Source organism: Streptomyces platensis (assembly GCF_008704855.1).
GTDB lineage: Bacteria > Actinomycetota > Actinomycetes > Streptomycetales > Streptomycetaceae > Streptomyces > Streptomyces platensis.
Genome location: NZ_CP023691.1, coordinates 1614609 through 1639180, shown reverse-complemented (window position 1 = coordinate 1639180; position 24572 = coordinate 1614609). Strand labels below are relative to the sequence as shown.

Annotated in this window: 23 protein-coding genes and 1 riboswitch; of the genes, 14 read left to right on the top strand and 9 right to left on the bottom strand. The window is 71.0% G+C overall.

From position 1 onward, the window contains the following. Window positions 1-24 precede the first annotated feature (24 nt). Complete coding sequence (locus tag CP981_RS06930; protein ID WP_085924502.1) at window positions 25-585, bottom strand: cysteine hydrolase family protein; 561 nt, start codon at window positions 583-585, stop codon at window positions 25-27. Between the two features lie 204 nt (window positions 586-789). Next, on the bottom strand, window positions 790-1062 hold the full coding sequence (locus tag CP981_RS06925) for a hypothetical protein (protein ID WP_208852910.1): 273 nt from the start codon (window positions 1060-1062) through the stop codon (window positions 790-792). Window positions 1063-1373: 311 nt separating this feature from the next. Between CP981_RS06925 and CP981_RS06920 the strand changes: the two genes are divergently transcribed. Continuing rightward, window positions 1374-1874, top strand: coding sequence for an acyl-CoA thioesterase (locus tag CP981_RS06920; RefSeq protein ID WP_085924501.1), 501 nt, complete (start codon window positions 1374-1376; stop codon window positions 1872-1874). Between the two features lie 97 nt (window positions 1875-1971). Here the strand turns inward: CP981_RS06920 and CP981_RS06915 are convergent, their stop codons facing one another. Beyond that, on the bottom strand, window positions 1972-3201 hold the full coding sequence (locus CP981_RS06915; RefSeq protein WP_085924500.1) for an MFS transporter: 1230 nt from the start codon (window positions 3199-3201) through the stop codon (window positions 1972-1974). 70 nt (window positions 3202-3271) lie between these two features. On the opposite strand from CP981_RS06915, the gene CP981_RS06910 reads away from it, so the two are divergent. Further along, window positions 3272-4633, top strand: a complete 1362-nt coding sequence (locus CP981_RS06910; RefSeq protein WP_085924499.1) for an ROK family transcriptional regulator — start codon at window positions 3272-3274, stop codon at window positions 4631-4633. Between the two features lie 294 nt (window positions 4634-4927). Here the strand turns inward: CP981_RS06910 and CP981_RS06905 are convergent, their stop codons facing one another. Then, a complete protein-coding gene (locus tag CP981_RS06905) occupies window positions 4928-5698 on the bottom strand; it encodes an SDR family oxidoreductase (protein WP_085924498.1) in 771 nt (256 codons plus the stop codon). A 172-nt stretch (window positions 5699-5870) separates the two neighbouring features. Then, a riboswitch (FMN riboswitch) is annotated at window positions 5871-6001 on the top strand. A 153-nt stretch (window positions 6002-6154) separates the two neighbouring features. Here CP981_RS06905 and ribD point away from each other — a divergent pair. From ribD to CP981_RS06855, 10 genes are all read left to right on the top strand, one after another. Continuing rightward, entirely contained in the window at window positions 6155-7282 is a 1128-nt protein-coding gene (gene ribD, locus CP981_RS06900) for a bifunctional diaminohydroxyphosphoribosylaminopyrimidine deaminase/5-amino-6-(5-phosphoribosylamino)uracil reductase RibD (RefSeq protein WP_208852909.1), read from the top strand. A gap of 1 nt (window position 7283) precedes the next feature. Further along, window positions 7284-7928: a riboflavin synthase gene (locus CP981_RS06895; RefSeq protein ID WP_085924497.1), complete on the top strand. Its 645-nt coding sequence runs from the start codon at window positions 7284-7286 to the stop codon at window positions 7926-7928. Next, a complete protein-coding gene (locus CP981_RS06890) occupies window positions 7925-8578 on the top strand; it encodes a nicotinamide mononucleotide transporter family protein (RefSeq protein ID WP_085924496.1) in 654 nt (217 codons plus the stop codon). The genes CP981_RS06895 and CP981_RS06890 overlap by 4 nt, the downstream gene beginning before the upstream one ends. Beyond that, entirely contained in the window at window positions 8575-9903 is a 1329-nt protein-coding gene (locus CP981_RS06885; RefSeq protein ID WP_085924495.1) for a bifunctional 3,4-dihydroxy-2-butanone-4-phosphate synthase/GTP cyclohydrolase II, read from the top strand. Before CP981_RS06890 ends, CP981_RS06885 begins: the two co-directional genes overlap by 4 nt. A 54-nt stretch (window positions 9904-9957) precedes the next feature. Beyond that, window positions 9958-10443, top strand: a complete 486-nt coding sequence (ribH, locus tag CP981_RS06880) for a 6,7-dimethyl-8-ribityllumazine synthase (RefSeq protein WP_018087562.1) — start codon at window positions 9958-9960, stop codon at window positions 10441-10443. 34 nt (window positions 10444-10477) lie between these two features. Continuing rightward, complete coding sequence (locus CP981_RS06875) at window positions 10478-10750, top strand: phosphoribosyl-ATP diphosphatase (RefSeq protein WP_042157533.1); 273 nt, start codon at window positions 10478-10480, stop codon at window positions 10748-10750. Window positions 10751-10800: 50 nt separating this feature from the next. Next, window positions 10801-11649 (top strand): ATP phosphoribosyltransferase, encoded by an 849-nt coding sequence (hisG, locus tag CP981_RS06870; protein ID WP_085924494.1) that lies wholly within the window; start codon window positions 10801-10803, stop codon window positions 11647-11649. Window positions 11650-11710: 61 nt separating this feature from the next. Then, window positions 11711-12163: a PH domain-containing protein gene (locus CP981_RS06865; protein ID WP_085924493.1), complete on the top strand. Its 453-nt coding sequence runs from the start codon at window positions 11711-11713 to the stop codon at window positions 12161-12163. Between the two features lie 174 nt (window positions 12164-12337). Then, entirely contained in the window at window positions 12338-13711 is a 1374-nt protein-coding gene (locus tag CP981_RS06860; protein WP_085924492.1) for a hemolysin family protein, read from the top strand. Continuing rightward, entirely contained in the window at window positions 13708-14838 is a 1131-nt protein-coding gene (locus tag CP981_RS06855) for a hemolysin family protein (protein ID WP_085924491.1), read from the top strand. The genes CP981_RS06860 and CP981_RS06855 overlap by 4 nt, the downstream gene beginning before the upstream one ends. A gap of 84 nt (window positions 14839-14922) precedes the next feature. Here CP981_RS06855 and CP981_RS06850 read toward each other — a convergent pair whose 3' ends face one another. Next, window positions 14923-16815 carry an AAA family ATPase gene (locus tag CP981_RS06850; protein WP_085924490.1) on the bottom strand — a complete coding sequence of 631 codons (1893 nt, stop codon included), beginning with the start codon at window positions 16813-16815 and terminating at the stop codon, window positions 14923-14925. 475 nt (window positions 16816-17290) lie between these two features. Next, on the bottom strand, window positions 17291-17875 hold the full coding sequence (locus tag CP981_RS06845) for a uridine kinase family protein (protein ID WP_085924489.1): 585 nt from the start codon (window positions 17873-17875) through the stop codon (window positions 17291-17293). Between the two features lie 195 nt (window positions 17876-18070). On the opposite strand from CP981_RS06845, the gene CP981_RS06840 reads away from it, so the two are divergent. Beyond that, window positions 18071-19462 (top strand): peptidase C39 family protein, encoded by a 1392-nt coding sequence (locus CP981_RS06840; protein WP_085924488.1) that lies wholly within the window; start codon window positions 18071-18073, stop codon window positions 19460-19462. Here the strand turns inward: CP981_RS06840 and CP981_RS06835 are convergent. Beyond that, window positions 19410-20420, bottom strand: coding sequence for a tyrosine-type recombinase/integrase (locus CP981_RS06835; RefSeq protein WP_085924487.1), 1011 nt, complete (start codon window positions 20418-20420; stop codon window positions 19410-19412). The genes CP981_RS06840 and CP981_RS06835 overlap by 53 nt on opposite strands. 986 nt (window positions 20421-21406) lie before the next feature. Between CP981_RS06835 and CP981_RS06830 the strand changes: the two genes are divergently transcribed. Next, window positions 21407-21952 carry a plasmid pRiA4b ORF-3 family protein gene (locus CP981_RS06830; protein ID WP_167536067.1) on the top strand — a complete coding sequence of 182 codons (546 nt, stop codon included), beginning with the start codon at window positions 21407-21409 and terminating at the stop codon, window positions 21950-21952. A 126-nt stretch (window positions 21953-22078) separates the two neighbouring features. Here the strand turns inward: CP981_RS06830 and CP981_RS06825 are convergent, their stop codons facing one another. Continuing rightward, window positions 22079-22957 carry an aminoglycoside phosphotransferase family protein gene (locus CP981_RS06825; protein ID WP_085924485.1) on the bottom strand — a complete coding sequence of 293 codons (879 nt, stop codon included), beginning with the start codon at window positions 22955-22957 and terminating at the stop codon, window positions 22079-22081. Beyond that, window positions 22954-24327, bottom strand: coding sequence for a helix-turn-helix domain-containing protein (locus CP981_RS06820; protein WP_244329588.1), 1374 nt, complete (start codon window positions 24325-24327; stop codon window positions 22954-22956). Before CP981_RS06820 ends, CP981_RS06825 begins: the two co-directional genes overlap by 4 nt. Window positions 24328-24572: the final 245 nt, after the last annotated feature.

Here is a 24572-nt window from a genome sequence, read left to right as displayed (position 1 = left end):
CAAGACCCGGGGGGCTGCCCGCTACTACGGTGCGATGGCTCGGAGCCAGTCCTCGACGGCGACGACATCTGCCCACTGCGGGAACAGCCGCTCGGTGAGGAACCGGTGGACCTCGGGGTCGGTGTCGAGGCAGGCATCGGCCAGTACGGTGAGGCCGAAGTCCTGGTCGTTGGCCTGGCACAGGGTGTGCAGCACTACGCCGCTGGTGGCGATGCCGGTGAGAACAAGGCTGTCGATGCCGCGAGCCCGGAGCACCACGTCGAGGTCGCTGCCAGAGAACGCGCTCGCCCGCCTTTTGGTGACCACGATGTCGTCCTGCCGGGGCGCGACGTCGTGGTGGATCGCCGTGCCGGGGGCGCCCTCGGTGAAGAGGCCGGCCTGCACGATGGAGTTGAGCACCCTGTTGCGCGGGCCGACGTCAGGATGGCCCGGCCGTAAGCCGATGACCACGTAGATCACCGGGATGCCCGCCGATCGGGCGCCGTCGATGGCTCTGCGCAGGCGCGGCAGATATCCGGAGCCGTCGTCGGCGATGTCGACGACGTCCTGTTGGACGTCCATCACGAGGAGGGCGGTGTTCGCCATGCTTGTTTACCGTCCGTTCTTGAGTGGGAGACGAGAGTAACTCTGGGAAAAATCGCGGCTGGGGTGGGGGATTGGGCGCTCCTGCGGTGTCGTTGCCGTGCAGACCTGATGCGATTCGCAGCACGTCGAACTCCGCAGTCGGTGCGGCACCAGCCGCGGAATCCGAGCTCGTTGACGGGGTCTCTGTCGCGGTTCGACGGTGTTTCAGATGGGAAGCCCGATCAGTCCCCATCGGCGTCGTCGGGCTTCGCCGACCACTTCGGCCCAGCCGGACAGCAACGCGGTGAACTCGTCGAAGTCCGCGATCCAGCGCCCCGGGCATGCCGCGTGGCGTGCGTACGGTTCACGGAGTTGCGGCAGTGCGGGAGCAGCTTCCTGCCGGCAACGGTTCAGACGGGCCACGGACCGGGGTCCGCGGGCGATGAGCGGCCCGGACCGCCACAGGCCCTCCTCGGAGGGGAAGACGTCGGCGTCCACGTGATCGGTGTCGCTCTCGGCCTCAGGGCCCCACCAGATCAGGGCCCCACCAGATCAGGGCTTCCAGGAAGTCATCCAGCGCGGTCCGCGGCGCGGGGAGCAGGGCGCATCAGGGGAGGGCGATCGCTCGCGGTTGATGCGCACCGTGTGAGGCCACTCGCGGTCCTCCGCCCCTCCATGCATCCCGGCGAAGGGGCATCCTAAGCAGCCGCTTACCATGGCCCCGACCCGTCGTCAGGGCCTCACCCGTCCCGACAGCACCATTCGCACCAACAGCGCCGGTCGGCGCGAGAAAACCAGGAGCACGTTTCGTGAGCGTCGAACCCCTTCAGACCAGCACCGTCCCGTACGGCGAACTGGTACCCGTCACCGTCCACTTCGACGACCTCGACGCGCTCGGCATGCTCCACAACTCCCGCTACCCGCTGCTCGCCGAGCGCGCCTGGGCGGAGTACTGGCACGGCCAGGGCTTCACCTTCGACGGCGACTGGGCCGCCGCGGGCGATATGTGCAATGTCATCAAGGAGATGAAGGTCTCCTACGAGCGCCCGATCACCCGGCCCGGCCGGTACGCGGCGCACCTCTGGGTCGAACGCCTCGGCCGCACCGGCCTCACCTACGGCTTCCGGCTCTGCTCGGCCGACGGCACCGAGACCTACGCCCAGGGCCACCGGGTGCTCGTCCGCGTCGACGCGCAGACACTGCGCCCCACCCCGTGGTCCGACCGCGCCCGCGCCATCGCCGACCGGCTGCTCCGGCAGGAGGCGTCGGACGCGGGCACCGAGGCGGGCACGGAGGCGGAGGCGGCCTGAGTCTCGGTGGGCCGTGGGCGGGCACTCCTGCTCGGGGTGCTTCCGTCGACCGCACGGCCGGGGCGAGCCCGCCCCGCCCCCCGTCACCACCCGCCGCTCAAGACCTCTCCAGCTCCCCAGCCACCGCCGGGGCGCTCCCCGACGCCGTACGGCTCGGCACCGCCAGCACCCGCGCGCCTACCACCAGCCCACACGCCAGCGTCGTGACCAGCATGAACGACACCGGCAGTGAGGTCGCTTGGGTCAGGCCGCCGATCGCGGACGGGGCGATGAGACCGGAGGTATAGGTGATGGTGGCGACGCCCGCGATCGCCTGGCTGGGGGCGGGGCCGCTGCGCGCGGCGGCCGCGAAGGCCAGGGGGACCACCACCGCGATACCGAGGCCCATCAGGCCGAACCCGCCCATCGCCATGGCCGGATGCCGCGCCGCGACGATCAGCAGACCGCCGGCCGTGGCCAGTAGGCCGCCGGCCCGCACCGTACGCACCGCACCGAACCGGGCCACCACCTTGTCCCCGGCCAGCCGGGCGATCGTCATCGTGCAGGCGAAGGCGGTGGTCGAGGCGGCCGCCAGGCCCGCGTCGGTGCCCAGCTCGTCGCGGAGGTAGACCGCCGACCAGTCCAGTCCGGCGCCCTCCGCGAACACCGCGCAGAAACCTATGGCCCCGAGGATCAGCGCCGACCTCGGCGGCAGCGCGAAGCGCGGCGGCGGATGCTCCTCGGGGGTGCTGCGCAGATCCAGTACGCCCCGGCAGGCGAGCGCGCCGAGCAGGGTCAAGACGAGGGCGGCACCGGCCAGATGGAGCCGGGCGTCCCAGCCGGCGTGCGCCGCGACGGTGCCGGCCGCCGAGCCGAGCAGGGCGCCCGCGCTCCACATCCCGTGCAGCCCCGACATGATCGGTTTGCCGAGCCGGTCCTCGGTCTCCACGCCGAGCGCGTTCATCGCGACGTCCGACGTCCCGGAGGCCGCGCCGTACATCAGCAGCGCCGGGATCAGGGCGTAGAGGCCGGGGGAGAGGGCGGGCAGGACCAGCGACAGGGTCCACAGGGCGAGCAGACCGCGCAGCGCGGTGCGGGCGCCGAAGCGGTGGCTGATCCGGCCGGCCAGCGGCATCGCGAGGGACGCGCCGATCGCCGGGAAGGCGAGCGCCAGGCCGAGTTGGCCCGGTGAGATGGCGGTGTGGTCCTGGATCCAGGGGATGCGGGTCGCGAAGTTGCCGGTGACCGAGCCATGGATGAGGAACACCGCGGCAACGGACCGGCGCGCCCGGCGCAGCTCGGTGTGGGGGAGTGGGTTGGCGCCGTCGGGGACGCCGATGCCAGCCATGCGCGGTAAATTATCAGGAACCCTGCCTGATAATAAGGGGGTTGGTCCGAGCGAAGGAAAGAATCCCGCCATGCATGCACCGCGCGCGGCAGCGGCCGGCCGCACCGCCTCCCCGGCCACGGCACGGCTGATCAACGATCGGCTCGCGCTCCAACTCCTCCAGTCCGAGGGCGATTTGACGGCAGGTCAGCTCAAGTCGCTGACCGGACTGTCCCGGCCGACCGTGGCGGATCTCGTCGAACGTCTCCAGGAGGCCGGGCTGATCGCCGTGGTCGGCGAGAGCGGCGCCCAGCGGCGCGGGCCCAACGCCCGGCTCTACGGGATCGTCGCCGACCGGGCCCACCTCGTCGGCCTCGATCTGCGGACGCACAGCATCACCGTCGCGGTCGCCGACCTCCTCGGCCGGGTGCGCACCGAGCACACCGTGGCCATCGGCCCGGACGGTGCCCCCGACACGGCCGTTGCCACCGCTCTCGCCGCCGTGGACAAGGCGCTCGCCACGGCGGGCGCGCCCGCGCCGCACACCATCGCCGTCGGCGCGCCCGGCCTGGTCGACCCCGCCACCGGGCGACTCGCCGGCACCGACTGGACCTCGTCCTGGCATGTAGGGCTGGTCGGCGCGCTGCGCGCACGCACGGGCGTAGCGGTCCTGGTGGAAAACGAGGTCAATCTCGCCGCCGTCGCGGAGCAGCGCGACGGCGCGGTCCGCGACCGCGACACCTTCGTCCTGCTCTGGCTCGGCCACGGCACCGGCGCCGCCGTGGTCCTGGACGGCACGCTGCGGCGCGGCGCCTCGGGCGGCACCGGCGAGATCGGCTTTCTGCCGGTCCCCGGCACCGGCACGCTGCCCTCCGCGAGCGGCTGCGACGGCGGCTTCCACTCCCTGGCCGGCTCCGCCGCGATCTGCGCCCTCGCGGCGGAACACGGTCTGTCGCCCGAGGCTGCCGCGGGGTCGGCGGACGGGGCGAACGGGCCGTCGTCGGAGCATGCCGCCGGGCCGGGCGGGGTGAACGGGCCCTCGTACGAGAATGCCGCCGTGGCAAACGGGGCGAACGAGTCGTCGTCCGGCATCGAGGCCACCGACGGTCCGCCCGCCGAGTCGCTCGTCCGGGCCGCCGTGGCAGCGGGCGACGCCGGTGCCGCCTTCCTCGACGCGCTGGCCGCACGGATCGCCCTCGGCGTGGCGGCCGTGTGCGCCGTACTCGACCCCGGGTGTGTCGTGCTCGGCGGCGAGGTCGGCCGAGGCGGCGGCGCCGAACTCGCCGACCGGGTCACCGGCCATCTGGCGCGGCTCTCCCCGCTGCGCACCGACGTACGGGCGGGGGCGGTGGGCGGACGGGCGGTCCTGCTCGGCGCGGTCCTCGCCGCACGGGACGCCGCGCAGAACGACCTGTTCGGAGCCGCGGGCCCGGAGGCGGCTCCTCGTCCCTGAGGCATCCCTTCAGGGGGGTGGGAACAGATCCCGTAGGGGATACGGGCGCCCCTCGCGAGCCACAACGTGCCGGGGGCGGGGGGTATTCCCGGCCGAGTGCCAGGCCGGGGTCTTCGCGATGAGTGAGTCGGGGCCGGGGCCGGCGGCGTGCCCGGGGCCGGGGCCGGGGGCGGAGCCGGGGCCAGGGGCATTCCCGACGAGTCGCAGGCCGGGGTAGTCGCGATGGCAGCGCCCAACACCTGAACGCGCCCGTCTCAGCCGCCCGTCAGGCCCCCCACCCGCTCCGCCGGGAACTCAGACCGCCGCCGCCCGCTCCGCCAGGAACTCCGCATAAGTCCGTCGGCCCTCGGCGTGTTCCGGTGTCAGGTTTCCGCCGCGGCGTAGTGCGGCGGCGGTGGGGCCCGGTAGCCAGAGAGGCATCAGGAGGCGGCGTCGTCCGCCCGCCTCCAGTGTGGTCCGTACGAGGTCCCGGGCCGTCAGCACTTCGGGGCCGCCCAGGTCGGGGACCCGGCCGGCCGGGGGGCCGGCTGCCAACTCGGCGAGGCGGTCGGCCACTTCGTGTACCTCGACCGGCTGGACCCGTACCCCGGTAGGTACCGGCACTACCGGTGACCGGGCGCCTGCCTTGATGAGCTGGAGGACCAGATGGTGGAACTGTGTGGTGCGCAGCACCGTCCAGCCGATGCCGGAGTCCTCGATCAGCCGCTCCACGGCGAGCTTGGTGCGGTAGTAGCGGAGCGGCACCCGGTCCACTCCGACGATCGAGATGTAGACCAGGTGCGGGACGCCCGCCGTCTTCGCTGCCTGGACGAGCCGGCCGGCCGCCTCCATGTCGCCGCCGGCCGGTGTCGAGGCGCAGTGCACGATCGCCTCGACACCCGCCAGCGCCTCGGGCAGCCCCGTGCCGTCGCGCAGATCGACCGCGTGCGACTGCGGCCGGGGTCGCTCCGTGCCGGTGTGCGGACGCCGGCTCAGTGACCGGACGTCATGACCGTCGTCGAGCAGCCGGTGCACCAGGGGCCGCCCGAGTGTGCCCGTGCCGCCGGTCACCAGAATTGTCGCCATCGCGGATCAGTCCTTGAGGGGAGAAGGGACGGGTGCGTCCCCGCTATGACGCCTTATGTGCGCCGTGTGTGACACGGGCGGCGCGCCGGGGCTGTGAGGCAGCCCACAGGGCTTCGCTCGCATGGGCCACGACGCGGCGTGGCAGACTGAAGCCGTACTGACATAAAAGCAGCAGCGCACTCCGGGGTCGGTGTAATTCCGAACCGGCGGTAACAGTCCGCGACCCGTCCGCAGCCAGCGGCCGGTTGAGCAGGTGAAATTCCTGCACCGACGGTGAAAGTCCGGATGGGAGGCAGTGCGCGGCGGGCGAGCTTCGGTACACCGCCGTCGGCGGCGCGTCCGGGTATTTTCCCGGACGGTCCGTGTATTTCCGGCCGCGGTGTTCCCGTGGCGTCGTTTCCGCTTCTGTCGTCCAGACAGCCCCGGAGTCCGTGCCCTGAGAGGCAGGAGGACCCGGTGGCCACCGCAGCCCCCGTCGAGATCGCGGCGATGCGCCGAGCCATTGAGCTCGCCGCGCGCGGGCTCGGGCACACCAGCCCCAACCCCGTGGTCGGCTGCGTCGTCCTCGACTCCGCCGGCCGCACAGCGGGCGAGGGCTGGCATCAGCGGGCCGGCGGGCCGCACGCCGAGATCCATGCCCTGCGTGCCGCGGGCGAACGCGCCCGGGGCGGCACCGCACTGGTCACCCTCGAACCCTGTAACCACACCGGTCGCACCGGCCCCTGCGCCCAGGCGCTGATCGACGCCGGGATCGCCCGCGTCGTCTACGCCGTCTCCGACCCCAACCCGACCGCCACCGGCGGCGCCGTCACCCTGGCCGAGGCCGGGATCGACGTCGAGGGCGGACTGCTCGCCGACGAGGCAGCCGCGGGCAACGAGGCCTGGCTGACCTCGGTGCTGCGCCGCCGCCCCTTCGTGCTGTGGAAGTACGCCGCCACCCTCGACGGCCGGATCGCCGCCGCCGACGGCACCAGCCGCTGGATCTCCGCACCCGAGTCGCGCGCCGACGTGCACCGGCTGCGGGCCGCCGCGGACGCGGTGATCGTCGGCTCCGGCACCGCCCGCGCCGACGACCCGCAGCTCGGCGCCCGGATCGGCGGGCTGTCCGACGACGAGATCAGCCAGCCGCTGCGGGTGGTCGTCGACTCCGGCGCCACCGTCGTCAAGGCCGGCGCCCGCGTCCTGGACGGCACCGCGCCCACCCTCATCGCGGTCGCCGAGGACGCCGACGCCGGCCACCTCGACGGCCTCGCCCCGATCGTCCGGCTGCCGCGCGCCGCCGACGGGCGCGGACTGCACATCCCCGCACTGCTCCAGGCCCTGTACGAGCGCGACGTGCGCTCCGTGCTGCTCGAAGGGGGCCCCACGCTCGCCGGTGCCTTCCTCGCCGCCCAGGCCGTCGACAAGGTCGTCGGCTACCTCGCGCCGGTACTGCTCGGCGCCGGCCCGGCCGCCGTCGGCGACGCCGGAATCACCACCATCGCCCAGGCGTTGCGGCTCGACGTGACCGACACCGAACGGCTCGGACCCGACCTGCGCATCACCGCCACCCCCATCCGCCACGCCCTCCACGAGGAGAACTGAAGTGTTCACCGGAATCGTCGAAGAACTGGGTGCGGTCGTCGCCGTCGAGAACCTCGGTGACGCCTCCCGTTTCCGCCTCAGCGGGCCGGTCGTCACCGAGGACGCCAAGCACGGTGACTCGATCGCCGTCAACGGTGTCTGTCTGACCGTCGTGGACACCGCCGACGGTGAATTCACCGCCGATGTGATGGCCGAGACCCTCAACCGCTCCAGCCTCGGCGCGCTGGCCGCCGGCTCGCGGGTCAACCTGGAGCGCCCGATGGCGCTCGGCGGGCGGCTCGGCGGGCACCTCGTCCAGGGCCATGTCGACGGCACCGGCACGATCCTCGAACGCACCCCCGCCGAACACTGGGAGATCGTCAAGATCGCGCTGCCGGCCACGCTGTCCCGCTACGTCGTCGAGAAGGGCTCGATCACCGTCGACGGCGTCAGCCTCACCGTCGTCGACGCGGCGGACGACTACTTCACCATCAGCCTCATTCCCACCACCCTCGCCCTGACCACGCTGGGCATCAAGAAGGCCGGCGACCCCGTCAACCTCGAGGTCGATGTCCTCGCCAAGTACGTCGAGCGGCTGCTCGGGCGAGACACCGGCACCGGCGCGGACCTCAGGGATCTCGAGGAGATCAAGGAGATGGACCGGTGAGCGTCCTCGACACGCTGAACGGCGAGGTCTTCACGGCCTTCGGACAGCACGTCATCTGGTCGGACATGATCGGCAACACCATCGGTCTGGCCGCGCTGGCGCTCGGCTGGCGGCGCTCCATCTGGACCTGGCCCGCCCAGCTCCTCTCCGGAGTCATCCTCGTCGCCGCCTACGCCTCCGCCCATCTCAGCGGCGGCGTCGGCAAGCAACTCCTCGTCATCGGCGTGGCGTTGTGGGGCTGGCGGCAGTGGCAGCGCGGCCGGCAGCAGGCCCAGGACGGCTCCATCGCCGTACGCTTCGCCGACTGGCGCGAGCGGGCCGTGCTGCTGGGCGGCACGGCACTGGGCACCGCGGCCGTCGGCACCCTCTTCACCCTGATCCCGCAGCTGTCCTGGAACCCCTGGCCGGACGCCTACATCTTCGTCGGCACGCTCGCCGCGATGGTCGCCCAGGCCCGCGGACTGGTCGAGTTCTGGTTCGCCTGGCTGCTGGTCGACGTCGTCGGCGTCCCGCTCGCCTTCAGCAGCGGGCTCGCCTTCTCCGGCCTTGTCTACGTCGTCTATCTCGCCCTCGTCGTGTGGGGCATGCGCGACTGGTGGCTGCGCTCGCGTGCGAGCGGCCGCCCCGTCCTGGAAGGAGCAGCGGCATGACCGCACTACAGAGCTGGTACGACGAGGACGCCGCGGCCCTGGCGCTGGACCCCGTCGCGCAGGCCGTCGCCGATATCGCCGCCGGCCGCCCCGTGGTCGTCGTGGACGACGAGAACCGCGAGAACGAGGGCGACCTCGTCATCGCCGCGGAGAAGGCCACCCCCGAGATCGTCGCGTTCATGATGAGCGAGTGCCGCGGGCTGATCTGCGCCCCCATGGAGGGCCCGGAGCTGGACCGGCTGGAACTCCCGCAGATGGTCGAGCACAACACCGAGTCGATGCGGACCGCCTTCACCGTCTCCGTCGACGCCACCCCCGCGCACGGCGTGACCACCGGCATCTCCGCCGCCGACCGCGCCACCACCCTGCGGCTGCTCGCCGCCGGGGAATCGACCGCCGGTGACTTCGTCCGGCCCGGCCACATCTTCCCGCTGCGCGCCCGGCCCGGCGGCGTGCTGGTCCGCAACGGCCACACCGAAGCCGGCGTCGACCTCGCCCGGCTGGCCGGACTGCGCCCGGCCGCCGCCATCGTGGAGATCGCCGGCGAGGACGGCACGATGCTGCGGCTGCCCGAGCTGGTGCCGTTCGCCCGTAAGCACGGACTGTCGATCATCTCCATCGAGGACCTGATCGCCTACCGGCAGTCGTCCGAGCCCACCGTGCGCCGCGAGGCCGAGACCCGGCTGCCCACCGCCCACGGCGAGTTCACCGCCTACGGCTACCGCTCCACCGTCGACGGCGTCGAGCACATCGCGCTGGTCGCCGGGGAGCTCGGCGACGGCGAGGACGTCCTGGTCAGGGTGCACTCCGAATGCCTGACCGGCGATATCTTCCACTCGCTGCGCTGCGACTGCGGCCCCCAGCTGGAGGCCGCGCAGCGGCGGATCGCCGAGGCCGGACGCGGTGTGGTGATCTACCTCCGCGGCCACGAGGGACGCGGTATCGGCCTGCTGTCCAAGCTGCGCGCCTACGAACTCCAGGAGCGCGGCCGGGACACCCTCGACGCCAACCTCGAACTGGGGCTGCCCGCCGACTCCCGCGACTACGCGGCCGGCGCCCAGATGCTCCAGGACCTCGGGGTGCGCTCGGTGCGCCTGATGACCAACAACCCCGAGAAGACCGCCGCCCTGGTGCGGCACGGCCTGCGGGTCTCCGGCCGCGAGGCGATGCCCGTCCAGGCCGGGGAACACAATCTGCGGTATCTGCGCACCAAGCGGGACCGGATGGGGCACGACCTGCCCTGGCTGGACCCCGCCGCGGGCGGCGGCGCCAACGGGGCGGCCTACGCCCCGCCCGCCTCCGCCACCACCTGCGACAACCAGTAACCACCCGGCACCACGTCACCACCAACCGGCACCATCACCCGAACGAGGAGAACTGTGAGCGGCAAGGGCGCACCCGAACTGACCGTGAAGAACTGTGGCGACCTGCGGGTGGCCGTCATCGCGGCGCAGTGGCACCAGCAAGTGATGGACGGCCTCGTGGACGGCGCGCTGCGCGCCCTCACCGAGCTCGGGATCGACGAGCCGACGCTGCTGCGGGTGCCCGGCACCTTCGAGCTGCCGGTCGTCGCCAAGGTCCTGGCCGGCCGCGGCTATGACGCCGTGGTCGCCCTCGGTGTGGTCATCCGGGGCGGCACACCGCACTTCGACTACGTCTGCCAGGGCGTCACCCAGGGCCTGACCCAGGTCTCGGTGGACACCGGCGTACCGGTCGGCTTCGGCGTACTGACCTGCGACACCGAGCAGCAGGCCCTGGACCGCGCGGGCCTCGAAGGCTCCACCGAGGACAAGGGCCACGAAGCGGTCACCGCCGCCGTCGCCACCGCCGCGACGCTGCGGACCGTGTCCGAGCCCTGGCGCTGAGGCGAGGGGGCAACCGCGTAGGGTGGTCACCATCATGTCCAAGAAGACTTTCGAGGAGCTCTTCGCCGAGCTCCAGCAGAAGGCCGCCACCGGCGACCCCACCACCTCCCGTACCGCCGAGCTGGTGCAGGCAGGCGTCCATACGATCGGCAAGAAGGTCGTCGAGGAGGCCGCCGAGGTCTGGATGGCCGCCGAGTACGAGTCCGACGAGGCCGCCGCCGAGGAGATCTCCCAGCTCCTCTACCACCTCCAGGTCATGATGGTCGCCAAGGGCATCTCCCTCGACGACGTCTACGCCCACCTCTGATCCACCACACCGCACCCCAACACCCTTCACCTGCAAAGGAACTTGCTCTCATGCTGCGCATCGCTGTCCCCAACAAGGGTTCACTGTCCGAGCCTGCGTCGGCGATGCTCCATGAGGCCGGCTACCGCCAGCGCAAGGACCGCAGGGAACTGGTCCTGGTCGACGCCGAGAACGAGGTCGAGTTCTTCTTCCTCCGCCCGCGCGACATCGCGGTCTACGTGGGTTCCGGCAAGCTCGACATCGGCATCACCGGCCGTGACCTGCTGCTGGACTCCGGCTCGCCGGCCGAGGAGATCCTCCAGCTCGGCTTCGCCGGCTCGACCTTCCGCTACGCCACCCGCCCGGGCACGGCCAAGGACGTCAGCGAGTTCGGCGGCATGACGATCGCCACCTCGTTCTCCGGCCTGGTCCGCCAGCACCTCGCCGACAACGGCGTGGACGCCTCCGTCGTCCACCTCGACGGCGCCGTGGAGACCGCCATCCAGCTCGGCGTCGCCGAGATCATCGCGGATGTCGTGGAGACCGGCACCACCCTGCGCAACGCCGGGCTGGAGATCATCGGCGAGCCGATCCTGAAGTCCGAGGCCGTCGTCATCCGCGGCACCGGAGCGCCGGACGACGACCCGAAGGTGCGCCAGTTCCTGCGCCGTATGCAGGGCGTCCTGGTGGCCCGCCGCTACGTGATGATGGACTACGACATCCGGGTCGAGCACGTCGAGAAGGCCGTCGGCCTCACCCCGGGGCTGGAGTCGCCGACCGTCTCCCCGCTGCACCACGAGGGCTGGGTCGCGGTCCGCTCGATGGTCCCGTCCAAGGACGCCCAGCGCATCATGGACGAGCTCTACGACCTCGGCGCCCGCGCGATCCTGACCACCGGCATCCACGCCTGCCGGCTCTGACCCGCGGCCCCCGGCCACCCACCCGTACGCACCGCATCACCCACGACGGAAGACCGACGACGTGTCCGCGCCCCTGCCCAGCCTGCCGGTGACCTTCCGGCCGACCCGCACCCGGGTCGTCCTGTACTCCGTGGGCCTCGCCCAGCTCGCCGCCCTCACGGCGATCGCGCTGGCGCTGCCCAAGCTGAGCGGCGGCGAACGGCTGAGCTTCGTCCTCACCGGACTGCTGGTGCTCGCCGTCCTCCTGCTGCTCGGCCGCCCGAAGGTGGTCGCCCGGCAGGAGGGCATCACGGTGGTCAACCTCACCACCACGCGCGAACTGGCCTGGGCACAGGTCGTCCGGGTCAACCTCCGGGTCGGCGACCCCTGGGTCCATCTCGACCTCGCCGACGGCACCAGCCTGCCCGCCATGGGTATTCAGCCCGGCATCGCCCGGGAGCAGGCCCTCCGGGACGCCCGGGCGCTGCGCGACCTCACCGAGAAGCATGGTGCTGTCGACCACACGGCCGGGTGAGCCTGCCCTAATGCGGGCCCCGCTGTTTACTCTGTTCTCCGGGGCGCACCCTGCGCCCTGCCCTTCAGTGGGCTCACCACGACCCGAGGAGTGACTCCCTCCGGCAATGGACGGATCGTCCTGTAGTACCTGCGCCGCCCCTCCCCAACCCCCGCATACCACGGAGGCGGCGGCATGACCGGCCCCCTGCTGCTGCTCGCCGCGGCGCTCGTCCTGATCCTGGCCAACGGCTTCTTCGTCGCCGCCGAGTTCGGACTCGTCACCGTCGAGAAGGCGGACGCCGAGCGCGCCGCGGCCGACGGCGACCGCCGCGCCCACACCGTCGTCTCCGCACTCCGGGAACTCTCCTTCCAGCTCTCGGGCACCCAACTGGGCATCACCATCACCTCCTTGGTGGTCGGTATGCTCGCCGAGCCCGCGCTGGCCGAGCTGCTGTCCGGCCCGCTGCTGGCCACCGGCCTGCCCCAGGGCGCGGTACCCGGCACGGCCGTGGTGACCGGCATGCTGGTGGCCTCCGGCGTCCAGATGGTCGTCGGCGAGCTGGTCCCCAAGAACTGGGCGGTCTCCAAGCCGCTGCCCGTCGCCCGCGTCGTGGCCGGCCCGCAGCGGGCCTTCTCCCGCTTCTTCCGCCCGGTGATCACCCTGCTGAACACCGTCGCCAACCGTCTGGTGCGCGCCCTGGGCGTGGAGCCGACCGATGAGCTGGCCTCCGCCCGTACCCCGGGTGAACTGGTCTCGCTCGCCCGGCACTCCGCCCGCGCGGGCGCGATCGAGCAGGACACCGCTGACCTGTTCGTCCGCACCCTCTCGCTGGGCGATCTGACGGCGGAGAACGTCATGACGCCGCGCGTGCGGGTGAGCGCCCTCCAGTCCTCCGCGACCGCCGAGGACGTGGTGAACCTCACCCGGGCCACCGGCCTCTCCCGTTTCCCCGTCTACCGCACCCGCCTCGACGAGATCGTCGGCATGGTGCATCTCAAGGACGCGCTGGCCATCCCGGAGCACGACCGGCTGCGCACCCCCGTCGGACGGATCGCGGTACCGCCGCTGCTGGTGCCCGAGACGCTGCCGGTGCAGCCGCTGCTGGAGCGGCTGCGCAGCGAACAGCCGATCGCGGTCGTCGTCGACGAATACGGCGGCACGGCCGGCGTGGTCACCCTGGAGGACATCATCGAGGAGCTGGTCGGCGAGGTCCGCGACGAGCACGACGGGGTCGACCTGCCCGAGCTCGGCCAGGCCCCGCCCGAGGAGGGCCGCCCCGCCTGGGACGCCGACGGCGGCTGCCGGGTGGACACCCTGCGGCGGATCGGCCTGGACGCCCCCGAAGGACCGTACGAGACGGTGGCAGGACTGGTGGCACACATACTCGGCCGGATCCCGGCCCCCGGCGACATCGCGGAACTCGACGGCTGGCGGCTGCGGGTGCGGCTGGTGTCGCACCACCGCGCAGAGCGGATAAGGATCGTACGGACCGCGACCGTCACGGTGCCCGCCGCCCCCGGGGCGCCCCGTGAACCCGTCGTGGTCGGCGCGGAGGTGGCCCGGTGACGCTGGTCCAGCTCCTCTTCGCGGTACTGCTCGTGCTCGCCAACGGCTTCTTCGTCGGCGCCGAGTTCGCCCTGGTCTCCGTACGCCGCAGCCAGATCGAACCCCTGGCGACCGAGGGCTCCAGCCGGGCCCGCCAGGTGCTGCACGGCCTGGAGAACCTCCCGCAGATGATGGCCGCCGCCCAGTTCGGCATCACCGTCTGCTCACTGACGCTCGGCGCGGTCGCCGAGCCGACCGTCGCCCATCTCCTGGAACCGCTCTTCGCGGCGGTGCACCTCCCCGCCGCCCTGGTCCACCCGCTCGGCTATGTCATCGCCCTGGCGCTGGTGGTCTTCCTCCACCTCGTCATCGGCGAGATGGTCCCGAAGAACCTGGCGATGGCGGCGCCGGAGAAGACCGCCCTGTGGTTCAGCCCCGGCCTGGTCGCCTTCGCGCGGCTGTGCCGCCCGGTCACCGCGCTGCTCGGGGCCTGCGCCCGCGGGGTGCTGCGGATCTTCGGGGTGGAGCCGAAGGACGAGGTCGAGGCGGTCTTCACCAGCGAACAGCTGACCCACCTCGTCGAGGACGCGGGGCAGGCGGGCCTGCTGGAGCCGGCCGAACAGGAACAGCTCTCGGACGTCCTGGAACTGGGCAGCCGCCCCGTCACGGATGTCCTCCTCGACCGGGCGGCACTGGTCACCGTCGACCCGACCGTGACCCCCCGCCAGGTGGAGGAGCTGACCGTACGGACCGGCTACTCCCGCTTCCCGGTGTGCGCCCCCGGCGGCGCGTACATGGGCTATCTGCACGTCAAGGACGTCCTTGACCTGGAGGAACGGGACCGCGCGGTACCCCAGCGCATCTGGCACCCGATGACCACCCTGCGCGCCGAGCTGCCCCTGGACGACGCCCTGACGGCGATGCGCCGGGCCGCCTCCCACCTGGCAGCGGTCGCCGACGCGACCGGCCGGGTGCTCGGCCTGGTCGCCCTGGAGGACGTCCTCGAAATGCTGGTCGGTGAGGTCCGCGACCCGGCCCACCGGCGTGCTCCGGCGGCCCGCACCGGTCGGCGGCAGCCCGGCGAGCGGGTCAGCGAGCCCCGCGAGGAGGCGGCGCTGCCGGCGGAGAACCGGGCGATGGCGGGCTGAGTTGAGGCGGCGCCGGGCCGGGGCGCCGAGGGCGGAAGCGCTGTCCCGAGGCCCGGCGCCGGCGGCCCGCCCGGCGCCCGACGGTCAGTACTCCGGCCGCCCCCGCGGATCCGGCCCCCGCCCGGAGAGGACCTCGCCGTAGGCCTGCATCAGGTCGGGCAGCCGGAGGGTGGCGAGGTCGTCGCGGGTGGGGGTGCCGGGCCAGGTGGCGAGCCGTAGGTCGCGGTAGGCGCAGCTCTTCTCGTACAGGGTGCGCAGGAAGCGGCCGTTGCCCAGCTCGTCGATCCAGCCCTGCTCGACGACATGACCGCTGATGCTGCACAGTTCGTCGCGGGCCTCCTCGTCCCAGCGGTCGCCGTTCTCCGCGGCCAGCACCTCACCGATGGCGGTCAGTTCCAGCGGCCGGTAGCTGGGGAAGTCGACGCGGCTGGTGAAACGGGAGGACAGGCCCGGGTTGGCGGCCAGCAGCCGGTCCATGCCCTCCGGGTAGCCCGCCAGGATGACCACGAGCCGGTCACGGTTGTCCTCGGCGCGCTTGAGCAGCACCTGAAGCGCCTCGTCGCCGTAGGCGTCGCCCTTGCTGTAGCCGGAGTTGGAGAGGCTGTACGCCTCGTCGACGAAGAGCACCCCGCCCAGCGCCGAGTCGATCAGCTCATTGGCCTTCACGGCGGTCTGGCCGAGGAACTCGCCGACGAGATCGGAGCGCTGGGCCTCCACGAGATGGTCGCCGCCCAGCAGTCCCAGGGCGTAGAAGACCCGCCCGAGTATCCGCGCCACGGTCGTCTTGCCGGTGCCGGACGGGCCGGAGAAGACGAAGTGTCGTTTCGGCGGCTGCACCGGCAGCCCCTGGCTCGCCCGCAGCCGGGCCATCCGCAGCTGGGCGGACAGCGCCCGCACCTGCCGCTTGACCGGCTCCATGCCGACCATCCGCTCCAGCTCGGCCAGCGCCTTCTCCAGCAGCACCGGATCGGCGGGCCCGGCGGGCAGCCGCTCGGCGCCGCGCGGCACCGGGGCCGTCGCCTTGACCCGGGCCGCCGCGTCGCCCCCGGCGGGCACACCACCCGGCTCGCCCTCAGGACCGTCCGCCTCGCCGGTCACCAGCAGCTCACGGCCGTCGACCGGATCGAGCGGGGCCAGCGGATCCGGATCGCCGCCGGCTTCCTGGCCGAGGCCGGCGGCGGAGACCGTCGCGAGATCGGAGCCCTCGTCCAGGCCGTCGCCCTCCGCGATGGCGGCGAGCCGGGCCGCGGTGTCCATGAACGCCGGGTCGACGCGGTGCACGGCGCGGTAGAGGGGGAGCGCCGCGGCGCTGCGGCCGGTGCCCTCATGGGCGCGGGCGAGCCAGTAGCGCAGCTCCTTGCGCTGCGGCTGCTCGCTGCGGCAGCGCATCAGCGCCGCGGACAGCAGCGGCTCGGCCTGCCCGTACATCTCCAGCCGCACCCGCGCCATCCCGCCGAACAGCCCCGCCTCGATACCCAGCACCGGATCGGCGAGCAGCGGCTCGGTCTGCCGTACGAGCTGGTCCCAGTCCTTGACGAGATAGGCGCGGCAGGCGTGCAGAAAGCGCACCTGGGGGTCGGTGTCGACGGGCGGGCAGCCGGCCAGCGCCTGGTCCAGCTCGGCGACATGGCGGCCGTCGAGCCAGTGGGAGGCGTGCGCGAGCAGCAGATCACGGCCGGTCTCCAGCACGGGCTGGACCCACCAGCCCAGCCAGTACCAGGAGTTGAGGGTGCGTCGGTGACGCGCGCGCATCTCACCGAAGCGGTCGCGGTGCCGGTGCATGCGCAGCAGTGCGATGGAGGTATCGGCGCGCAGCGCGTGCAGTCCGAGCCAGGCGTCGGCCATCGTCGGATCGAGTCGTACCGCGGCCCGGAACTCCTCCTCGGCCTGCGGATACGCGCCCACGGTGTAGGCGTCGACCGCGCGCAGCCAGGCGAGCTCGGCCGGGGCGGGCGAACCCTGAGCGCCGAAATCCATCCCGTCCCCCCACAAAGCGTCCCCCCGTGCGGCGCCGGGCGAGTGCCCGGCGGCGGCTCCCTAACCGGCATACCGCGGGCGGGAGTTGACCGTATCCGCGCGCACCTCGGTCCTGGCCTGTGGTGGCACGGACTCGCATGGTACCTGCGGGATCGGTGCAGGCCGTAGAGGGCGGTACGGAGCAACAGCGGGGGGCCGGGCGAGGGTTCGCGGCGCGAAGGATGCGGTGACCCAGGGTGAGGGAAAGAGGGCGCCCGGCGGTGGCGCGGGGCGGTTTCAGACAGAACGAAGCCCCCGATCACGGGGGAACAACCGGGGGCTTCGCATCTGTGGGCGGTCCGTTGAACCGCACATTGAGAACGTAAGTCCTGTACGCCCCCCAGGTCAAGCCGAGTTGAGGTACTCGGCGGGACCCTGTCGGCGTCGCCGGGCGCCTATGCCATGGTCCACTACGGAGCGTGAGAAGCGGGGCCGATCATGGTGCCGCGGAAGGCCCCACGACTACCTCGTACCCCATCTGCCCCTGCTGGACCAGGAAATCGGCGTAGGGGCGCGAAGGATCCGCCGCGAAGTGCGCGCGCTCCGCCGGAATCCAGCCACTCCAGAACGCGGAGAGCCCCGGGCCGTCCCGGAGTTGACCCCTTTCCCAGGAGTGTTCGCTCGTCAGTTCCATCCACAGCAGGCACGCCAGAAACGGCCGCAGCGCCCGCCGGCCGGCGCCCACACCCTCGACGAGCACCAGCGGCTCGGGCGCCAGCGCACGCTCCTCGGTGAACTCGCCGCGCACCCAGTCATAGACGCCGTAGTGCGCCGTCTCACCCCGGGACAGCGGCGCGAGGATCTGGGCGTCGAAGCGCGCACTCCAGGCGAAGAGTTCCTCGTGGGTGGCGAGATCGTCGGTGTGCACCACCGGCACCCCGCCCAGCGCGCCGGCCAGCCGCTCGGCGAAGGTGGACTTGCCCGAGCCGGCGTGCCCGTCCACCGCGATCAGCCGCACCGGACCGCAGGAGGGCGGCACGGCGAGCAGCCGGGCGGCGAGCGAGGCAAGATCACGGTCCATTGCGCCAGCGTACGCCGCCCGCCCGCAGCACTCCGACGCCAGTGGTCCACACCAATATTGGTGCCGCGACGCGCCCCGCACCGCCTTCCGCAGCAGGCCAGGAACCGGAATAGTTGAGCCACTGCTCAGCCGCCCGCCGCCCGTCCGCCCCGACCTCCCGCCCGCCCGTCTGCATCCCACTGGGGGACCTCCACCATGACCAGCTCCGCACCCCGGCGCACCGTCCTGGCAGCCGCACTCGCCGCCGCGGCGGGTGCCGCCACCCCCTCGGCGCAGGCCGACGCCGCCCGTACGCCCGAAGCGTCCGCGGCCGCCGCCACCCCGGAAGCCGCCGCGCGCCGAACGAAGAGCCTCGTGGACTATCACGCCTGGACCACCACCGCCGACTGGAACAAGGGCCACGCCCAGGGCACCGCCATCGCGCACGGCGCCCGGCCCGGCATCCGCCTCGTTCACCCGGTCGGCACCCTCGACTACAAGGATCCGCACACCGGCCGGACCACCGCCTGGGAGTACGCCGTCTGGACGTCCCCGGCGCACTCCCTCAAGGTCCCGGCCACCGAGGCCGTCGCCTCCTGGAACGCCCACACCCCGCCCGGCACCTGGATCGCCGTCGAGCTGCGCGGCACCTACTCCGACGGCGGCCGCACCCCCTGGTACGTGATGGGCCGCTGGACCGCCGGCGACGGCGACGCCGATATCCGGCGTACCTCCGTCGACGGTCAGAAGGACGGCAAGAGCAGCATCTCCACCGACACCTTCGCCATCGACACCCCCGCGAGCGGCCTCCGCCTGACCTCGTACCAGCTGCGCATCACCCTCCACCGCAAGCCCGGCACCGCCCTCACCCCCACCGTCTGGCGACTGGGCGCCATGGCCTCGGACCTCCCCGACCGCTTCGAGGTGCCGGCATCACGGCCCGGCCGGGTAGGCCGCGAGCTGGTCGTCCCCCACTACTCCCAGGAGATCCACAAGGGTCAGTACCCGGAGTACGACAACGGGGGCGAGGCCTGGTGCAGCCCCACCTCCTCCCAGATGATCATCGAATCCTGGGGCCGCAAGCCCACCCGGGACCAGCTCTCCTGGGTCAACCCCGACTACGCCGACCCCCAGGTCTGCCACGCCGCCCGCCACACCTTCGACTACCAGTACGAAGGCTGCGGCAACTGGCCCTTCAACGCCGCCTACGCCGCCACCTACCGGGACCTTCAGGGCGTCGTCACCCGCCTGGCCTCCCTCACGGCCGTCGAACGCCTCATCCACGCGGGCCTCCCCGTCATCACCTCCCAGTCCTTCCTCAAAACCGAACTCGACGGCGCGGGCTACGGCACCTCCGGCCACCTGATGACCGTCGTCGGCTTCACCAAGGACGGCGACATCATCGCCAACGACCCGGCCGCACCGGACAACGCGGCGGTCCGGCGCGTCTACAAGCGCCGGCAATTCGAGAACATCTGGCTGCGGACCAAGCGCCACGATGTAAACGGCCAGGTCAGGAGCGGTTCGGGAGGGGTCTGTTACCTCTACTTCCCGGCTAAGCCAGCACCAACTCAGCACCGAGTTCTCGCGGAGCTGGGAATCCGCTGAGCATGTGCACCCCGTAGGTGGCCTCGATGACCTGACGGCAGCGGTCACTGCCGTCGAGGGTGAGGTGGCCGTACCGGTCCACCGTGATCTTGATCGAGCTGTGGCCCATCCATCGCGACACCTCGTGGATGGGGACACCGTTGCTCAGGGTCACGGTGGCCCATTTGTGCCGCAGGTCGTGCGGGTTGTAGCCGGGAAGCCCGAGGCGTTTCAGGGCCCGGTCCCAGGATTTACGGAAAAGGTCGGGGTAGATCATGCCTCCGGCCTGATTTCGAATGGGCAGCCGTTCGGCAAGCGGCTCCAGGGTGGCGGGCGCCGGTATATCATGCCATTCGCCCTCTTTTCGATGCTTCAAGGGGGCGTAGAGGGCAACGTACTTACCTGAGGAGTTCTTGATACGCACAACCTGCCGCCGGCAGCGCAGCGTGCCGTCGGCGATGTCCTCTGGAAAGACTCCCAGCGACTCCCCGATACGCAATCCGCAGCACGCCATGAGCCACACAGCAGGCTCCAGGCGTGGACCAATCTCTTTGGCCAAGGCTGAGATCTCATCAAAGCTGGGAAGCGCCCTCTCATCCACTTGCATGATGGGGTTGGCAGGCTTCTCGGCCTGCTTTACCGGATTCTCACGGATCCTCTTGTGGCGAACCGCGTGAGAGAACATCCCCGACAGAGCAATCCGGCGGGAATCTATCGTGTTGGGCATCGCGTCCTGCCGGCGCCAGAGCGCGTACAGCTCCTCCACGTCGGCCGCAGTGACCTGGGAGATGGTCTTCTTCCCCAGCTGCGGGAGGACGTGAAGACGCATGATGCGCTCGTAGGACTCCTCCGTGCCGGCCGCCATTGGCTTCAGAGCGAGCCACTCGGCCGCATAGCGCCGCACCGACACCTTGCCGGCAGAAGGATCGACGTAGCTGTTCTCCCGCTTGTCGTTCTCCATCTTCGTGGCGAAATCCACCGCGTCCTTCTTGCGGTCGAAAGACTTCTCACGCTGCCGAGCGCTACGCCCACCGGGCTCCCGGTACCGTACGAGCCATCGCTTACCGGGCGCCCCAACGCCTTTGTCTACTACCGTCGCCAAATCACGTGCCAATCCGTCCGAGCGTCATCGACGGGTCTTCCCGCCCGAGTGTGCTGTTGTAGCTCGGAATTCCGGCCGCGCCAAATGAGGGCTCGGGTTGATGATTTGGCTACGCGGCCACTCGGGGGAGGGGCTTGAGTTGGGTCATTGACGACGGGGCGCCCAAGCGTGCCGTCGAAGCGCTGTGCGGCGTCCGTGCGGCCGCAGGGCTGGGGCGGCGGTGGTTGGGGGTCATTGCACGGAAAGGAGTGCAATGACCACGGGATGTAAACGCGCGGAGAGAAGTTCGCGGTCGGCGCGAGCATTGCTCGGCTTCCCATGTCCGGCCCGGTCAACTGGCGACGTGGCTGGGGCTCCTTACGAAAGGCCCTGGGTATGCCGCAGACGTCAGAGGTCGAGCTGTGCCCGGCGTACAGGCCGACTCGTCCGCCGCCACCTGGGACTTCACCTAGGAAAGGGCCTCTGACCTGCGTCGGAGGCCCTTTCCGGTCTTTCGGGGGCTTGCCTGTTTAGGCGGCGGAAAGTCCCCGGAAAGTCCCCCTGACAGACCAGAAAGTCCCCGAAAAGTCCCCGGGTTGGGCTGCCTGGCGAGCCCCTCTGAGCAGGCGATTCTACGTCGAGTGTGATGGCTGGAGTGTCTGTTCCTGCGGTGAAAGGCCGTGCTGGAGCGCGTCGGCATCCGGCGCAGAGCATGGGCATCCAGGCGAGCAGGTCGAGGGCTTACTTGATCACGTGCCGGATGCCGATTGTCGGCGGCCAGTCGAAATTCCCCACGTACGGCCAGCTCGATTCCCCAACCGGCAGTCACACTCAGTAGCCTCGGTGCTGGCTATGGGAACCTGGCGCATGAAGGAGTTGTGGTCGTGGCACGTACCTGGCTATCCATCCGGGTGGAGTTGGTCTCCGGGCACGGTGCAGACCTGTGGCCTCGCCCCGGCCGCATCTTCGCCGCCGCGCGCTCGCACTCCTTCGCTCAGTTCGCCACGGCCATCGATCTCGCCTTCGGCCGCTGGGACCTGGCCCACCTGCACCTGTTCACGTTGGCCGACGGCGGCCGGGTCAGCCCCCTGGACTGGTGGGACAACGAGGGCCCGGACGGCACCGTGGATGGCCATGCCACCAAGCTGAGCAGGCTGCAGGCTGGCGAGCAGTTCGCCTATGTCTTCGACATGGGCGACGACTGGGCCCACCTGTGCACGGTGGCGGAAAAGCGCATCGATCCCCTCGACGAACTCGGCGAGGTACCCGACCGCCCGGTTCCCTACTGGGGCTGGGGTAACCTCCCGGACCAATACGCACGCCGCTGGGACGGGGACGACGGGGAATCGCCGATGCCGAAGCGCCCAGCCCGCGGGCTCAGCGACCTGCCTCCGATCCTGCCGTGGTGGGGCGAGCGCCGCCGAGGATGACCTCACGCTGCGTATACGCGGTGGCCGCCAGTGGGGAATCGAAGTGGCCATGGTGGGGAGCTGAAGTGGCCGCGAGCGGGGAAAACTAACTGGCCGCTGACAGCCGATGCATGTGAGAGCCCGAGGTTAGTGGATGGCCCAGCTCTTCGTACGGTCGCCGCGTTTCAGAGTGTCCAGGCGAAAGGCGAGCTGAGTAGCCGCCTCAAAGTCGCCCCGGTCGGCGCGGCGGATAAAGGAACCGAGTGTGTGGAGGTCCCGTAGCTCGGTGAGCACCGAGAGCCCTGGCCAGTCGGTGATGTCGTAGCCGTATGCGTCGGAGAAGGCGCGCAGTTGGGTAGTTGTACGTCCGAAGCGGACACCCTGGAAGGTGTTGGCGAGGTCGGCCTCGCGGGGGCCGATCGCCGCTTCGTCCCAGTCACTGAGCCTGGCGGCGGAGCCGTCCCAGAGGGTGTTGCCCGGATAGGCGTCACCGTGGATCAATCCGTGGCCGAGGGGCAAGTCGAGATGCGCGTAGGCATCCAAGAGTTCATCGGAGCGGCCCAGCAGCCACTCGCGATCGCTGGGTGCAAGGGCGGTACTGGATTCGACGGCAGGGCGCAGAGCGAGATGGGGGTGGTAGGCGGGTAGCGCGATGGGGGGCTTGGGAAGCCGGTGCAACTGGCTGAGCAAGCGGCCGAGATGTTCCGGGCCGGGGGGCGGGCCTTCGGGCTGCGGGTAGTGCCGCCACAGAGTGATCACGTATCCGTGGATGTCCAGGGGCTGCGATACATCGAGCGGTTCGGTGACCTCAAGTCCGTGGCCGGTCAGCCAGCGGGTGAGGTCGATGGCTCGTTGAATCGCGGCGCGCTGTTCGACCCGGCTGACTCGGATGACAGCGTCGGCATGGGGCAGGAGATAGACAGAGGTGGCATGGCTGCGCAGGGGCGAGATGCCCCGTGCCGAAAGCCCCCAGACCGTGCAGGCCCGTTGAGCGGCGCCCTGGGGCGTATGAGATGTCATCGTCATCGCTCCGACCGTAGCGCGGCCGTGCCGTCGATGACCCGGTAGCCCTGAATGAGGTCCGCCAGCTGTCCGATGGTCCGGTTGCCCTTGAGGTCGGTTCGGCGCATGAGGCTACTGAGGCGATCCATGGCGCTGCCGAGCTGGCGGATGCGCATCTGTGGGGGCAGGTCCAGGACATGTTGAAGGGCGGATGTCGCCCCGTCCGGGTCTCCCTGGAGGATGCCGGCGGTGATCAGGTCGATATGGGCCAGGGCCTCATCCCCGTACGAGCGTTCTTCCTTCGGGCCGCTTCGGTACGCGGTGATGGCGGTGGTGGCGTGCCGGTGGGCCTCCTCGTGTTTTCCGAGCAGCGTGTAGGTGCCGCCGAGGTAGTAGTCCTGCTTCGCGAGGGGGAAGGTCAGCAGGCCGCCGAACTGCTCGACCTCATCATGGAGCGGCGTTTCCTCCCTGGCCTGCCGCATCCGGTCGAGCGCGGCCAGTGACAACTCGTGGTCGCCGATTCGGGCCGCCACGCGAGCCTCGATCGCGGCGATACGGATTCGGGCTTGGCCTGCCGGAGCGAGCCGGGCCGCGTATTCCGTCAGCTTCAGCGCCATCCGGTTCTGTGGCGACCACTCGGTGATCAGCGCGGCCGTGCCGGCAGCCCACGCCCGGAGCCCGGTGTGATCGGCATGCTCGGCGCACAGGCGCGCGGTACGGATCTGCGCCATCGCGGACGCCTGCTCGCCGAGGTTCTGTGACGCGTGCGCGAGGAGCAGGCAGGCCGTCCCCGTGAGCATGAACAACTCGCGGCTCTGCTGGGGGCGCTGGCGGCCCTGCAGGCGGTTGAAGAGCTCATCCCGTACCGCGACGAGTTCGGTGAACAGCGGGAGCAGCGGTGCGTGGACATAGTCGGTGGCGATGCGGGCGAGAGTGAATCCGAACTGCTCAAGCTCGTCGGTGTTGACGTTGCTGGAAGAAATGAATTCGGCGAACGCGCTGGAGGACTGCGCCGCCCCGGTGGCGAGCGAGCGCAAATGATCGGCTTCCTCACGTTCCGGCTCCGGTGCCTCGCGCACAGGCGTACTGCCGGGAGCGAGCGGACGGAGTTCGACCGGCACATTCAGAGCGTCCAGAAACGCCTGGGTCTTGTCCACCCGCGTGAGACGCCGGGTTCCGGATTCGAGCTGGGAGAGGTAGCCCTGGCTGAGGCCGGTGAGGCGAGCGAGGTCGTCTTGCCGCAACCTGGCGTGTTGCCGCAGGAGACGGCTCACCTGCCCGAAGTCCATGACCCGGAGGGCATCTTGGATCCCGGGATCCGACCAGACACGAGTCGGGATGGGGGCGGCTCGGGCGTGGTTGAGGTTGGGACGCCTCGTGCGCACGCCCCACACAGTTCCCGTTCGTCCGGGTTGTAGCGGCTGAGGCGGCACCCGCACTTCAGGCAACGACGCTCACCGCTCACTGCCCCTCCCCGACCTCGGCCAACCGATACCGACGCATGGTGCTCATGCTGGCATTGCAGTTGCCATATTGCAGCCCAACTCCCATATCGCTCAGGGGATATGTGATCTCCAATTGCGCGGTGGCAGCGTGACCCGCAAGCCGGTGCCGAGACGACTTGACCTCGGCGTGGCAG

Coding starts and splice junctions, on each gene's coding strand:
- CP981_RS06930 (WP_085924502.1), bottom strand. CDS start 585: ATGGCGAACACCGCCCTCCTCGTGATGGACGTCCAACAGGACGTCGTC.
- CP981_RS06915 (WP_085924500.1), bottom strand. CDS start 3,201: ATGGCTGGCATCGGCGTCCCCGACGGCGCCAACCCACTCCCCCACACC.
- CP981_RS06910 (WP_085924499.1), top strand. CDS start 3,272: ATGCATGCACCGCGCGCGGCAGCGGCCGGCCGCACCGCCTCCCCGGCC.
- CP981_RS06905 (WP_085924498.1), bottom strand. CDS start 5,698: ATGGCGACAATTCTGGTGACCGGCGGCACGGGCACACTCGGGCGGCCC.
- CP981_RS06885 (WP_085924495.1), top strand. CDS start 8,575: ATGACCGCACTACAGAGCTGGTACGACGAGGACGCCGCGGCCCTGGCG.
- CP981_RS06875 (WP_042157533.1), top strand. CDS start 10,478: ATGTCCAAGAAGACTTTCGAGGAGCTCTTCGCCGAGCTCCAGCAGAAG.
- hisG (WP_085924494.1), top strand. CDS start 10,801: ATGCTGCGCATCGCTGTCCCCAACAAGGGTTCACTGTCCGAGCCTGCG.
- CP981_RS06860 (WP_085924492.1), top strand. CDS start 12,338: ATGACCGGCCCCCTGCTGCTGCTCGCCGCGGCGCTCGTCCTGATCCTG.
- CP981_RS06850 (WP_085924490.1), bottom strand. CDS start 16,815: ATGGATTTCGGCGCTCAGGGTTCGCCCGCCCCGGCCGAGCTCGCCTGG.
- CP981_RS06845 (WP_085924489.1), bottom strand. CDS start 17,875: ATGGACCGTGATCTTGCCTCGCTCGCCGCCCGGCTGCTCGCCGTGCCG.
- CP981_RS06840 (WP_085924488.1), top strand. CDS start 18,071: ATGACCAGCTCCGCACCCCGGCGCACCGTCCTGGCAGCCGCACTCGCC.
- CP981_RS06825 (WP_085924485.1), bottom strand. CDS start 22,957: ATGACGATGACATCTCATACGCCCCAGGGCGCCGCTCAACGGGCCTGC.